Annotated in this window: 8 protein-coding genes and 1 pseudogene; 3 read left to right on the top strand and 6 right to left on the bottom strand. The window is 73.3% G+C overall.

Going from position 1 to position 13,826, the window contains the following annotated elements; all coding sequences use genetic code 11:
* Window positions 1-3,001 (top strand): annotated as a pseudogene (locus ACZ6AA_RS21535) (hypothetical protein); the annotation flags it as partial.
* Here ACZ6AA_RS21535 and ACZ6AA_RS21530 read toward each other — a convergent pair.
* The 5 genes from ACZ6AA_RS21530 to ACZ6AA_RS21510 all read right to left on the bottom strand — a co-directional run bounded on the left by ACZ6AA_RS21530 (window position 2,979) and on the right by ACZ6AA_RS21510 (window position 10,173).
* A complete protein-coding gene (locus ACZ6AA_RS21530; RefSeq protein ID WP_471459489.1) occupies window positions 2,979-4,097 on the bottom strand; it encodes an aromatic ring-hydroxylating oxygenase subunit alpha in 1,119 nt (372 codons plus the stop codon). The pseudogene ACZ6AA_RS21535 and the gene ACZ6AA_RS21530 overlap by 23 nt on opposite strands.
* Before the next feature lie 74 nt (window positions 4,098-4,171).
* Entirely contained in the window at window positions 4,172-5,359 is a 1,188-nt protein-coding gene (gene solA / locus ACZ6AA_RS21525) for an N-methyl-L-tryptophan oxidase (RefSeq protein ID WP_468453431.1), read from the bottom strand.
* Window positions 5,360-5,364: 5 nt separating this feature from the next.
* Entirely contained in the window at window positions 5,365-7,794 is a 2,430-nt protein-coding gene (locus tag ACZ6AA_RS21520) for a GcvT family protein (protein WP_471459806.1), read from the bottom strand.
* Between the two features lie 173 nt (window positions 7,795-7,967).
* A complete protein-coding gene (locus ACZ6AA_RS21515; RefSeq protein ID WP_468483933.1) occupies window positions 7,968-9,053 on the bottom strand; it encodes an S-(hydroxymethyl)mycothiol dehydrogenase in 1,086 nt (361 codons plus the stop codon).
* 376 nt (window positions 9,054-9,429) lie between these two features.
* On the bottom strand, window positions 9,430-10,173 hold the full coding sequence (locus ACZ6AA_RS21510) for an IclR family transcriptional regulator (RefSeq protein WP_030360381.1): 744 nt from the start codon (window positions 10,171-10,173) through the stop codon (window positions 9,430-9,432).
* A 348-nt stretch (window positions 10,174-10,521) separates the two neighbouring features.
* Between ACZ6AA_RS21510 and ACZ6AA_RS21505 the strand changes: the two genes are divergently transcribed.
* Window positions 10,522-10,947 carry a bifunctional 3-phenylpropionate/cinnamic acid dioxygenase ferredoxin subunit gene (locus ACZ6AA_RS21505; RefSeq protein WP_471459487.1) on the top strand — a complete coding sequence of 142 codons (426 nt, stop codon included), beginning with the start codon at window positions 10,522-10,524 and terminating at the stop codon, window positions 10,945-10,947.
* Window positions 10,944-12,383 (top strand): NAD(P)/FAD-dependent oxidoreductase, encoded by a 1,440-nt coding sequence (locus ACZ6AA_RS21500; RefSeq protein WP_471459485.1) that lies wholly within the window; start codon window positions 10,944-10,946, stop codon window positions 12,381-12,383. The genes ACZ6AA_RS21505 and ACZ6AA_RS21500 overlap by 4 nt, the downstream gene beginning before the upstream one ends.
* 78 nt (window positions 12,384-12,461) lie before the next feature.
* On the opposite strand, the gene ACZ6AA_RS21495 is transcribed toward ACZ6AA_RS21500, so the two are convergent.
* The gene (locus ACZ6AA_RS21495; protein ID WP_468483945.1) at window positions 12,462-13,028 is read right to left on the bottom strand and encodes a hypothetical protein; all 567 of its coding nucleotides are present in this window, start codon (window positions 13,026-13,028) and stop codon (window positions 12,462-12,464) included.
* Between the last annotated feature and the right edge of the window lie 798 nt (window positions 13,029-13,826).

Genomic DNA, 13,826 nt, shown 5'->3' with positions numbered 1-13,826 from the left:
TCGCTCCCACGCGCCCCCCTCTCCCGCAGTGGAGCACGACCGCATACTCCACCTCGTCTGTCGGCTCCGGAGAGCCGGCCGGAGGCTCACCCGCCCCCCCCCCCCCCCCCCCCCCCCCGGGGCCGGGGCGGGCGAGGGCGCCGACGACGGGGCGGGGGCCGCCGAGGGGGCCCAGGGTGCGTACGGAGACACGAGCGCCGAGGGTGACGCCCACGACGGCTCCGCACCGAGCGCCGCCACCCCGACCGCCCCCGGGCAGACCCTCGCCCCCGTCGCCCCCGGCCTCACCGCCGTGGAGCTCGACCGCGGTGCCGACGACCTGAAGACCCTGCTCGACGACGGAGTGGCCGCCGCCGAACGGCAGTTGTTCGAGCTGCGGACCGCCGCCGCCGACGACTCCCGCATCCTCGGCGCGCTCGGTGACGGCGGGCTGCTGCCGCCCGGGCCCGACGTCCTCGCCACCGTCGAGTTCCTCGGGGAGCACGGCATTCCGGCCCTCCCTGGATGGCGTTATCTGGCCCAGGCCGTCGACCCGGCGGACCACGCGCGCGTGCTCGCCGCCCGGCCCGAGCTGGTCGACGGCGTCGTCATCACCGACCCGGACACACACGCCCGCGCGCGCGAAGCGCTCACCGGCGCCGCGCTGCTGCCCCGCTCCACGGTCGCCGTCGGCACCGCCGCCGCGCTGCTCGCCCCGGTGCCGCACGCCGACAGCGACACCGAGGAAACGGGCGCCGTCTTCCTCGTACCGCCGAACCCCGCCATGCACGACGAGCACGCCGCCGACGAGGAGCGGCAGACCCTGCGGGCGCGCACCACCCGGCGCGACGAGGAGATCCGCGCGCTCGCCCTGCGCCTCGCCAAGGACCGGGAGCTGGCCGCGCGGCTCGCCTCCTGGCGCTCCGGCTGCCCCGCGGGCCGCCTCGCCGAGCTGGCCACCGCCGCCCGCGACGCGCGCGCCTTCGCCGAGGAGGCGGAGGCCGAACTGGCCGAGGCCCGCACCGCGCGCGCCGAGGCCGACGAGGCCGCGGCCGACGCCGCCCGCGTGCGCGACGAGCGCCAGGAGGGCGCCCAGCGCGCCCGCCGCGCCGCCGACGCCCTCGCCGGGCTCGCGTTCCGGCTGCGCGAGCGCGCCGGCTGGCAGACCAAGCTCCGCGAACTGGCCGACGACGCCGTCGAGTCGGAGGCCCGCGCCCAGTCCTGCCTGGACCGCGCCCGCGCCGCCGACGAGGACCGCCGCGCCGCCCAGCGCGCCGCCGACGACGCCCGCCGCACCGCGCGCGCCCTGCGTGCCGAGCGCGCCGAGATCGCCGGCGCCCCCGAGGACGTACCACTGGACCAGGACGGCCCCAAGACCTCCCTGCCCGCCCTCCGCGAGGCCTACCGAGCGGCCTCGCAGCTGTACGAGAAGGTCGGCGTCGGCGCCGACCTGCGCGCCGAGCAGGCCCGCGCGGAGAGCGACGAGAGCGCCGCGCTCGCGGAGCTCGACCGGCTCAGCAACAAGGTGCGCACCCGCGCGGCCCAGCTCCTCGAAGGCACCGACGGCGCCGACGGGCCGTCCCGGCAGGCCGCCGCCGCGCGCGCGGAGGCCCAGGTCCAGCTCATCGAGTCGCGCGCCTCCACCGCCAGCGAACAGCTCGGCCGACTGCGCGGCGAGGCCGAGCGGCACGCCCCCGAGGACGGCGAAGCACACACCGACCTCCCCGAAGAGCTAGTCCCGTCCGATGCCGAGCAGGCCCAGGCCCTGCTGCGCACGGCCACGACCGAACTGGCCACCCACACCGAGGCCCTGAGCCGGGCCAAGGAGGCGCACGCCGCGCTCCTGCACACCCACCGCGCCACGGAGGACGCGGCCGGCGGGTTCGACGAAACGGCGGCACTCCTGCGCGACCTGCTGCGCGAGCACCACGACACCGAGGACGACGAGCAGCCCGCGCCCCACCCCGGCACCCTGGAGGAGGCCCGCCAGGCCGCCGCCGAGACCCGCCGCTCCCTGCGCGGCTGCGCCGCCGACCTGTCCACCGCCGAGTCGGCCGTCCGCGAGGCCAGCGACGTCCTCGTCCGGCACGCCAACTCCACCCGGTACGAACAGGTCCGCACCCCCGCCCGGCAGCAGATCCGCGAACTGCCCGCGTCCGCCCTGCCCGAGCACGCCAAGAAGTGGGCCGACGCCTTCGCGCCCCGCCTGCGCGTGCTCACCGACGAGCTGGAGCAGCTGGAGCGCAACCGCGACAGCATCGTCGACCGGCTGCGCGGCCTGGTCGAGTCGTCCCTCGCCACGCTCCGCTCCGCCCAGCGCCTCTCCCGGCTGCCCGAGGGCCTGGGGGAGTGGTCGGGTCAGGAGTTCCTGCGGGTCCGCTTCGACGAGCCCGACCAGGCGACGCTCACCGAGCGCCTGGGCGAGGTCATCGACGAGGCCACCCGCGCGGCCGTGAAGAAGAACTCCGACCTGCGCAGGGACGGCATGTCGCTGCTGCTCAGGGGAGTGCAGGCCGCCCTCGAACCGCGCGGCATCGCCGTGGAGATCCTCAAGCCGGACGCCGTCCTGCGCGCCGAGCGCGTGCCGGTGGGGCAGATGGGCGACGTGTTCTCCGGAGGCCAGCTCCTGACCGCCGCCATCGCCCTGTACTGCACGATGGCCGCCCTGCGCTCGAACGACCGGGGCCGCGACAAGCATCGGCACGCGGGCACGCTGTTCCTCGACAACCCCATCGGCCGCGCCAACGCCACGTACCTCCTGGAGCTCCAGCGCGCCGTGTCGGACGCCCTCGGCGTCCAGCTGCTCTACACCACCGGACTGTTCGACACGACGGCGCTCGCGGAGTTCCCGCTGGTGATCCGGTTGCGCAACGACGCGGACCTGCGCGCGGGCCTGAAGTACATCAGCGTCGAGGAGCACCTGCGGCCGGGCCTGCCGCAGGAGCAGCAGGCACCGGCCGGGGAGACGGTGCACGGGGAGATCACGGCGACCCGGATGTTCAAGAAGCCAGCCGCTGGATGAGCCAGTGGTGGAACACCCCGATGTGATGCTCGGTCGGCACGAGCACACCGCCCCGCCGGTACGCGCGTGAGCCCATCGCGGGCTGGGTGCGCTCGCACGCCGCGAAGTCCTGTTCGTTGACCCGGTGGAACAGCTCGACCGACTTCGACAGGTCCGCTCCGGAGGCGACGACGTCGGGTGCGTACAGCCAGTCGCACTCGACGACCGTGCGGTCCACGGCCAGCGGGAACATGCGGTGCAGGATCACATGGTCCGGGACGAGGTTGACGAACACGGCCGGTTTGACGGTGATGGCGTAGTAGCGGCGGTCCTGGTCGTCGGCGACGTCGGGCAGCCGCCCGAAGCCCGGGGAACCGTCGACAGTGAAGCCGCTGACGTCATCCCCGAAGGCGGCACCGTGCCCTACGTAGTACTGCGCCGCGAAGCCGTCCGCGAACTCCGGCAGGACATCCGTCAGCTCGGGGTGGATGGTCGCGCAGTGGTAGCACTCCATGAAGTTCTCGACGATCAGCTTCCAGTTGGCGCGCACCTCGTAGCGGACGCGATGACCGAGCGCCAGGTCCTGGGTGCGGTAGCGCTCGATGGACGCGGGGTCGCCCAGGCGCTCCCTGGCCTCGCCGATCACCGTGTCCTCGAAGGACGGCGGCGACTCGGCCAGGCACACCCAGGCGTAGCCGAGCCACTCCCGCAGCGCGACCTCGACCAGGCCGTACGCGGACCGGTCGACGTCCGGCATCCGCGTCAGGTTCGGCGCCGCGATCAGACGGCCGTCGAGGTCGTACGTCCAGGCGTGGTACGGGCATTGGAGGCTGCGCCGGACCTGGCCCGCCTCGTCCGCGCACAGGCGGGCGCCGCGGTGACGGCACACGTTCAGGAAGGCGCGCAGGCCGCCGTCGCGGGCGCGGGTGATCAGGACGCTCTCCCGGCCGACCTGGACGGTGCGGTACGCGCCGGGACGGTCGAGGCCCGCGGAGCGCACGGCGCAGCACCACAGAGCCTCGAACAGGCGCTCCTGCTCCTGGCGGAAGACGTCGGGGTCGGTGTAGTAGTGGCCGGGCAGCGTCGCGATGAGGCTCGCGGAGACCTCTGTCGTCACGTCCGTACTCCTCAGACGGGCGCCGCGGCGGGCGCGGTTCGCTCTGACGTGCGCCCCACAGGGCGCGGGTCCGGTCAGACCGGGGCCGTGGCGGGCGCCGGATCCAGCGGGCCGGTGATCCGGCGGGGGTCGAACAGCTCGATGGGGTGCTCCGTGGTGCCGTCGAGCGCCAGGTCGGCGACGATCTCGCCGACCACCGGCACGAACTTGAAGCCGTGCCCGGAGAAGCCACAGGCCACCGTCACCGACTCCGGGTGCGCCGGGTGGCGCGTGATGACGAAGTGCTCGTCGGGCGTCGTCGTGTACATACAGGTGGAGGCCTTCAACAGACGCCCCGGGAGCAGCGGTATGTGCCGTTCCATGTGCTCGGCCATCGCCGCGACCTCGTGCGGATGGACCGTGCGGTCGATGGTCTCCGGAGTGCACACACTGCCGTTGCGGAAGAACGCGACCTTCACCCCGAGGTCGGGGCCGTCGATCGACGGGAAGCCGTACACCTGGACGCCCGCCCGGTCCTCCCACACGTAGATCGGATGGTGCTCCGGCAGGAACGGACCGACCCCGCCCGTCGGCTGGAACCAGTACATGATCTGCCGCTCGATGGTGAACGGCACCCCCAGGTCCGCGAGCAGCCCCGGCGCCCACGCGCCCGGACAGATCACCAACTGGCCCGCGGTGTACGTGTCCTCGCCCGTGTGCACGCGCACCCCGTCCCGGTACGGCTCCCAGCGCGTCACCGGTTCCTCGAAGTGCAGGTCCGCGCCCTGACGGGTGGCCAGCTGCAGATGCGCGGCGACCGTGTTCTCCGGCCGGACGAGACCCGCGCGCTCCTCGTAGAGCGCCACCTCGTCGTCGCGCGGTGTGAGCGTCGGGAAGCGGCGGCGGATCTCCCGGGCGTCCAGCATCTCGTGCGGAAGCCCCCAGGTCTCGGCGGAGAGCCGCGCCCCGGAGACCACCCGCCCGTCCGGGCTGCCGACCATCACGCCGCCGCACAAGGTGGCGATGTCACGGCCGGTGTCCTGTTCGAGCTTCTCGTAGAGCTCGTACGCGCGCAGCAGCAGCGGTACGTACGCGGGGTCCTCGAAGTACGACTGCCGCGTGACCCGCGAACCGCCGTGGCTGGAGCCCCGCTGGTGCACGGGACCGAACTTCTCCAGGCCGAGGACGCGGGCTCCGCGCGCCGACAGATGGTGGGCGGCGGCGCTGCCCATGCCGCCCAGGCCGATCACGATCACGTCGTAGGTGGGGGTGGTGGGAGACACGACGGTCACCTCCGGATCCGGGTCATCTCGGGGTCGAAGAGCGGTTCGTCGGTGACGGTCGCGGAGACCTTCTCGCCGAAGTACTCGATGTGCGTGCTCGTCCCCGCGGCCAGCGGGGGCAGCCAGGCGTACGCGACGCAGCGGCCCAGCGTGTAGCCGTACGCGGCGCTGGTGACGTATCCGGCGGGCGCGGCGTCGCCCGGGGCCGCGTACACCGGCTCCTTGCCGAGGACGACGGCGGCCGGGTCGTCCAGGAGGAGCGCGGTGAGCCTGCGGGTCAGGGGGCCGCGCCGCTCCAGCGCCGCGCGCCCCACGAAGTCGCCCTTGTCCATGCGGACGGCGAAACCGACGCCCGCCTCGTAGGGGTCGTGTTCGGCGGTCATGTCCTGGCCCCAGGCGCGGTAGCCCTTCTCCAGGCGCAGGCTGTTGAAGGCGCTGCGTCCGGCGGCGACGACCCCCAGGTCCCGCCCCGCCTCCCACAGCGTGTCCCACAGGCGCAGGCCGAGGTCGGCGCTGGTGTACAGCTCCCAGCCCAGCTCGCCCACGTAGCTCAGGCGCAGCGCCGTCACCGGCACATGGCCGAGGTGGGTCTCGCGGGCCTTGAAGTAGCCGAAGGCCTCGTGCGAGAAGTCGTCGCGGGTCAGGGGCTGGACGAGGGCGCGGGCCAGCGGACCCCAGACGCCGACGCAGCACGTCCCCTGGGTGATCTCCCTGATGTGCACGTCGTCGGGCGCGTGCGACTGTAGCCAGGTGAGATCGGCGGGGGAGTTGGCGCCGACCTGGAAGCGGCTGGGGGCGAGCCGTGCCACGGTCAGGTCGGAGCGGATGCCGCCCGCCTCGTCGAGAAGGAGGGTGTAGGTGACCGAACCGGGCTTCTTGCGAAGGTTGTTGGTGGTCATGCGCTGAAGGAAGCCGAGGGCCCCGGGGCCGGTGACCTCCAGGCGGCGCAGCGGCGTCATGTCGTACAGCGCGACCCGCTCGCGGGTGGCGCGCGCCTCGGCGGCGGCGACCGGCGACCAGTACCGGCCGGACCAGCCGTCCCGCTCGGGCACGTCCACGTCGGCGGCGAGCGCGGCGTTGGCCTCGTACCAGTGGGGGCGCTCCCAGCCGCCGCCCTCCAGGAACACCGCGCCCAACTCCTGCTGCCGGGCGTGGAACGGGCTGACCCGCAGGGGGCGCGGCTCGTCCAGGGGCTGCAGCGGATGGATGACGTCGTAGACCTCGACGAACTGCCGCGCGCCGCGCTCGGCGACATAGGCGGGGGAGCGCTGGGCGTCCTCGAAGCGGGTGAGGTCGCAGTCGTGCACGTCGACGGCGGGCCTGCCGTCGACCATCCACTCGGCGACGGCCTTCGCCACGCCCGCGGAATGCGTGACCCATACGGCCTCGGCGAGCCAGAAGCCCCGCAGCGCCGGGGCCTCACCGAGCAGCGGCATGCCGTCCGGCGTGAAGGAGAAGACACCGTTGAAGCCCTCCTCGACGGCCGACTCCTTGAGCGCGGGCAGCAGCCCGCAGCAGTCCTGCCAGCTCGGCGCGAAGTCCTCCTCGGTGAAGGGGTACGAGGACGGCATGGCCAGCCCGCGGGCCGTCGCGTCGTCGTACGCGGGCACGGCGAACGGGTCCACGGGCAGCGGGCGATGGGCGTACGAACCGATGCCGACGCGGTCCGTGTGCTCACGGAAGTACAGGTCGCGGTCCTGGAAGCGGAGGATGGGCCGGGACGCCTCGGCCCGTGGGTCGTTGCGGCCCGCGAGCTCCGGCAGGGGGCGGGTCCGGGCGTACTGGTGGGCGAGCGGCTGCAGCGGTACGTCGACGCCCGCCATCCGGCCGATCACCGGCCCCCAGAAGCCCGCGGCCGACACGACGTGGTCGGCGGGGAAGGTGCCGCGGTCGGTGACGACGGCGGTGACGCGTCCCTCCGTGCGCTCGATGCCGGTGACCGTGTGCCGCTCCAGGAAGCGGGCGCCCCGGCGGGTCGCCCGGTCGAGCTGCGCACGGCAGGCGAGCACGGCGCGGGCGAGGCCGTCGTCGGGTGTGTGCAGGCCGCCGAGCACCTGGCCGATGTCGAGCAGCGGCCACAGCTCCTTGCAGCGCCCGGCGTCGACCAGTTCGGCGCGAATGCCCCAGGACGCGGCGAGGCCCGCCTTGCGGTGCAGGTCCGCCCAGCGTTCCGGCGTGGTGGCCAGCTCCAGGCCGCCGACCGGGTTGAAGCAGGAGAGCCCGTCCACGGTGAGCTTGCCGAACTTGCGCACGGTGTAGGCGGCGAACTCGCTGAGCGTCTTGGACGGGCTGGTCTGGAAGACGAGCCCGGGCGCGTGCGAGGTGGAGCCGCCCGGGGCGGGCAGCGGCCCCTGTTCGAGGACGGTGACGTCGGTCCAGCCCCGGGCGGTCAACTCGTCGGCGAGGGAGCAGCCGACGATTCCGGCGCCGATGATGACGACTTGGGGGGTGGGCGTTTCGCTTTCGCTGGGTGCGGGTGCGGGTGCGGGTGTCGTGGCTGGTGCTTGAGCTTGAGCTGGCTCTGGAGTTGGCGCGTGGGTGGGGGTGTCGTTTTGGCTCGGGGTGTCATCGCGCACTTCGGGGGAGTGCGGGTCGTGTCGTACGCCGGTCACAGGACCACCACCGATCGCAGCACCTCGCCGCGCTGCATCCTGGCGAACGCCTCCTCGACCTCGCCGAGGGCGATCTTCTCCGTCACGAAGGCGCCGAGGTCGAGCCTGCGGCTGAGGTACTGGTCGACGAGCAGGGGGAAGTCCCGCGTGGGCAGACAGTCGCCGTACCACGAGGACTTGAGCGCGCCGCCGCGCGAGAACAGGTCGATCAGCGGCAGTTCGACGGCCATCGTCGGGTCGGGCACGCCGACCTGGACGAGCACGCCCGCGTGGTCGCGCATGTAGAAGGCCTGTTTGTACGTCTCGGGGACCCCGACGGCGTCGATGGCGACGTCGACGCCGAAGCCGCCGGTGAGGCCGCGCACCGCCTCGACAGGATCGGTGCCCCGCGAGTTGACGGTGTGCGTGGCGCCGAAGCGGGTGGCCCCGTCGAGCTTGGCGTCGTCGATGTCGACGGCGATCACGCGTCGGGCCCCGGCGAGCGAGGCCCCGGCGATCGCGGCGCAGCCGACGCCGCCGCAGCCGATGACGGCGACCGTGTCGCCACGGCCCACGTTCCCCGTGTTCACGGCGGCCCCGTACCCGGCCATCACGCCGCAGCCGATCAGCCCCGCCGCCTCCGGCCGGGCCGCCGGGTCCACCTTCACGGCCTGGCCCGCGGCGACGAGCGTCTTCTCGGCGAAGGCGCCGATGCCGAGCGCGGCGCTGAGGGGAGTGCCGTCGAGCAGGGTCATGGGCTGTGCCGCGTTGCGGGAGTCGAAGCAGTACCAGGGACGTCCGCGCAGGCAGGACCGGCACGTTCCGCAGGGGGCGCGCCAGGCGATGACCACGTAGTCGCCGGGCACCAGGCCCCCGGCGTCGGCGCCGACCGCCTCGACGGTACCGGCGGCCTCGTGGCCGAGCAGGAACGGGAAGTCGTCGGAGATCGCGCCTTCCCGGTAGTGCAGATCGGTGTGGCAGACCCCGCAGGCCTGCACGGAGACAAGTACCTCTCCCGGTCCGGGATCCGGCACGACGATCGTCTGCACCTCGACGGGTGCGCCCTTCTTCGCGGCGACGACGCCACGGACCTCGTGTGGCACGGCCAGGCTCCTCGACTTTGGGTCGTCTTGTTGCGTACTCCACGATCGGTTGCGCTATGAGAGACATCGTGAGAGCGACATCAAGGAGCCGTCAAGGGGCCGGAGTGAACCCTCGGCAAAACGCTATGGGTGTCGCGAAACGGGTCCTGCGGAGGGTGGGGGCGGGGTCGGGAAGTTCTGATTCCGCGTGCTGGGGGTGGGGGCGTGGGGGAGCGTGGCGTCCGGGCCCCGAGAAGGGTTGGCACGGCGAGGCGGCACTACGGGGGCGGCAAGGAGGACGGGCAGGGCGTGCGGCGGAACGCGGGGCGGCCGGGGGTGGGCCGCGCCCCTGCGCGACCCCCGCCCCCGCGGCCGTCAGAACCCGTAGCCCATGCCGTCAGAAGCCGTAGCCCATCCGGCGCGACAGTTCCACCGCCGCCGCGACCGTGCGCTTGGCCAGCTCGGTGAGCCGGTCCTCCGTCAGCCGATACACCGGCCCGGAGGCGCTCAGCGCCCCGATGACCTTGCCGTCGTGGGCCCGCACCGGGGCCGCCACGGCGGCGAGTCCGACCTCGAGCTCTTCCACGGCGATCGCGAAACCCTGCTGGACGACGGCCTCCAGGTCACGGCGCAGCGCCACCGTCCCGGTCACCGTGTGCTCGGTGATACGGGGCAGCGTGCGGGCGATCTGGCCCTCGCGCAGGGTCGTCGGCAGGTGCGCGAGCAGGACCTTCCCGCTGGAGGTGGCGTGCAGCGGGGTGCGTCGGCCGAGCCAGTTCTGGGCGGTCACGGACGCGGGGCCGCGGGCCTGCATGATGTTGACCGCGGCGTCGTCGTCGAGGACGGCGATGTTGACCGTCTCGCCCAGCTCGTCCGCCAGCTCGCGGCAGACCGGGCCGCCCTCCTGGGAGATGTCCATCCGCACGGCGGCCGCCCCGGCGAGGCGCAGGACGCCCGCGCCGAGGAAGTACTTGCCGCGGTCCTTCGCCTGCCCGACAAGACCGCGGTTCTCCAGCACGCCGAGCAGCCGGAACGCCGTCGACTTGTGTACCCCCAGCTCGTCGGCGATCTCCGTGACCCCGGCCTCGCCGTGCCGGGCGAGGATCTCCAGGACGCTCACCGCGCGGTCCACGGACTGCACGGAACCGGCGGGAGCCTTGGCCTGCGGCTCGCGCGCCTCCTGGGGCTTGTCGGGTTCCTCCGCGCGCCCTTCCCGGCGCTCCTCCTGGGCTGCTCCCTGCTGCGGCTCCTCGTTCTGGCCAGGCTGTTTCCGCGTGCGGGTCATATCTCAACTCTCACCACTCGGCGGCCTCTCGGAGCCGCGTCCCAGGGAGCCCCTTGACGCGATGGGCATCCCACCGGATTCTGTTGCGCATAGCGCTCTCTGGTGCGCCATATGAAACTTCATGCTACCGAAGAGTCCTTGGCCCGAACGGTCCCGGACCGGGCCGACAGATCCAACCGGGCCGACAGATCCAGAGGAGGGCCCGTGATTCCCGTCTGCCGTCTTGAAGACCTCCCTGTGGGCGAGTCCGTCCGTCTCGACACCACACCCCCCGTCGCGGTGTTCAACGCCGACGGCGCGCTGTACGCCGTCGACGACACCTGCAGTCACCAGGACGCCTCCCTCTCCGAAGGCTGGCTGGAGGGCTGTCTGGTCGAATGCCCGCTGCACGCCGCCTCATTCGATCTCCGGACCGGAGAGCCGACGTGTCTGCCGGCCCGCCGCGCGGTGCGCACCCACCGCGTGAGCGTGGTCGACGGAACCATCCATGTCCACCTGACCGACTCGACCGCGACCCCCGTCCCGGCCTCCGCTCCTCTCACGGCCGCTGCCTCCTTGTCCGCCCCCGCCTCCCTCGCCGCCTCCGGGCCCGGGCGCGGCTCGCTGACCGGTGAGGGATCCGCCGCATGAACACTGTCACCGTCGTGGGCGCCTCCCTCGCCGGGCTCTACGCGGCGCGCGAACTGCGCGCCCAGGGCTTCGACGGCCGCCTCGTGATCGTCGGCGCCGAGCCCCACCTGCCGTACGACCGCCCACCCCTCTCCAAGTCGTTCCTCACGGACGCGGCTGCGTCCACCACCGCGTCCACTGCCACGACCACTGCCGCGGACAGCGCCAGGGGCGCCGGCACCGGCGTGGGCGTGAAGTCCGGCCCCACGCCCCCCGCGACTGGCGGCGCGGCTCCCCTCACCGGCACCGCCGCCCACACAACGTACGAATCCGCCCCAGAGGGCCAACTCGCCCTCACCGACCCCGAAGAGGTCGCGGACCTGGCCGCCGAATGGCTGCTCGGCGTACACGCGACCGGCCTCGATCAGCACGGCCGCGCCGTCCTCCTCGACGACGGCCGAACCGTCGTCACCGACGGCGTGGTCGTCGCGACCGGAGCGTCGGCCCGCCGCCTCCCAGGCCCCCAGCCAGCGGGAGTCCACACCCTACGGACACTCGCCGACGCCCGCGCCCTGCGCGCCGACCTGACCCGTGGCCCCCGCCGCGTCGTCGTGATCGGCGGCGGCTTCATCGGCGCGGAGACCGCGTCGTCGTGCGTCGCCCTCGGCCATGACGTCACCGTCGTCGAGGCCGCCCCCCTGCCGCTGATCCCCCAACTCGGCCCGGACATGGCCCTGTTCTGCGCCGACCTGCACCGACAGGGCGGCGCCCGCCTGCTCACCGGAACAGGTGTGGCGGGCCTGCACCGCACGGCCCCCGCCGACCCGTCTGGTGCCGCCGGTCCGCCGGGTGCCACCGCCCCGGGGAACCCCCGGCCCGAAGGCTCAAGCCTGGACGCCTCCGGCAGTCCCGACACCTCCGGCCACCCCGACACCTCCGGCCGCGTCACCGCAGTCGAGCTGTCCGACGGCCGCATCCTCCCCGCCGATGTGGTCGTCGTCGGTATCGGCGCCACCCCCAACACTGGCTGGCTAACCGGTACTTCGCTCGCACTGGGCGACGGTGTCCTGTGCGACGACGGCTGCGTCACCGCTCTCCCGCAGGTGGTCGCCGTGGGAGACGTGGCCCGCGTCGGCGGCGTCCGCGCCGAACACTGGACGAGTGCGACGGAGCAACCCCGCGTCGCCGTCCGCAACCTGCTCGCCGCCCGGACGGTGGAGTCCGTCACCGCGCTGCCCTACTTCTGGTCCGACCAGTACGGCTCCCGCATCCAGTTCGCCGGACACCGCCCCGCCGACGCCACCGTACGCATCGCGGAAGGCAGTCCGGGTGACGGCGGCTTCCTCGCGCTGTACGAACACGCGGGCCGGGCGACGGCCGCGCTGGCGGTCAACTGCCCTCGCCCGTTCATGAGGACACGACGGGAGCTGCGGGCCCGACAGGCAGCCGCCGCCTGACCCGGCCGCGACAACCGCCCACAGTCCCCGACTGTTGCCGCCGACTCGCCGACTCGCCGACCCAGCCGCGCTCAGGCCTCAGGAGTGCGACAGCTGACCCTGGCCGCCCCGGCTGCGTATGCCCTCCTTGGCGCGGGCGGCCACGCGTGCCTGGCGGCGGGCGCGCCGCCGCTCGCGCCGCAGCCTGCGTGCCGTGCTGCTGGGCATCGAGACCACGCCGTTGCGCTGGTTCCACACCTGGCGGGTCACCCAGACGTCGCAGACGCCCCACGTCGCCACGACCGTGCTGGCCACGCTGCTCAACACCATGGGGAAGGCCAGCCAGGACTCGGCCATCGCGCAGAAGAACGCCGTCATCGCCTGGATGAGCGTCAAGGACACGATCAGCACGGCCCGCACGGCCGCCTTGCGCACCGGGTCGGGCAGGCGCGGCCGACGCGCGGGCTCGTCGACCCACAGAGGCCGCCGCTCCGCGTACTCACCGTCGTCCAGGGCCTCGAAGTGCCCCCGCTGCTCCGCTGCCTTCGCGGAGCCGCGGTCGTCCGCGTACTCCCGGCCGCCCGAACTCCCGGACCCCGCAGGCCGATCCGCAGCCCGTGACTCCGTACGCCGATCCGCGGCCTTCGACTCCGCACGCCGCCCCAGAGCCTCGGCCCCGGCACGCCAGCCCGGAGCCCGCGACTTCCCGCGCCCCTCGGCCGCTCTTGTCTCGCCGTCCCGAGAGCCGCCATCCGTTCTCTCCACGAGCCCCGTGGCGGAGGCCGCCCCCGCTGCCCGCCGCCCCGCCGACTCCTTGTCCTTGTGCGCCGCTTCGGCGCTCGCGGACTTCTCGGACGTCCCGTTCGCCGACGTCCGCTGGCGTTCCGTCGTACCCATCAACTCGTCACTCCCCCCGCCGTCCTGCCTCTGCGCCAGCCGCTGCTCTGCCCGTGCCTCGCGGCCGACTGATCGAGAGCTTTCATGCCCGACTCTCCGCCTGCTGCCCGTTTTACGCTGCTTTACGCCGGGCCGCCAGGGCCCGGTCGTGCAGCCGTTCGCCGTACCCGCCCCTGTCGCCCCTGTCTGACCCTCGCGCCCCGCACCGTCCGGTGCCCGCACCACCCAGCCACCGCTCGCACCCGCTCTCGTACTGATCGACGAATGGGTGCCGCGGAAGATTCCCGACCCTGACGACAGATCCCCCCGCATAAGAGATCCCGATCCGGTGCGATCGGTTCCACGCAGCGAACAGTTCAGGCCAACTGGCCCTGCTGGTAAGGGTGATGGGGTCCTCTGGCATGTGCCGCATGCGGGAGACAATCTCCCCCAATGGGCGGACAACTATGGATGCACCTTTCGCGTCACGGCTGAAAAGCGTCCGGACGTGCCTTCGAGTTGCACGTGTCTCAGTAGTAGGCTCGCGCCGTTTGTTGACGCACATGCGTGCCCCCGGTCGAAGCGCGG

It is taken from the genome of Streptomyces sp. NPDC040610, from assembly GCF_055594065.1.
Note: the sequence above shows the minus strand (reverse complement) of the source record. Positions and strands in the feature narration are given on the sequence as shown.

Coding starts and splice junctions, on each gene's coding strand:
- ACZ6AA_RS21500 (WP_471459485.1), top strand. CDS start 10,944: ATGAACACTGTCACCGTCGTGGGCGCCTCCCTCGCCGGGCTCTACGCG.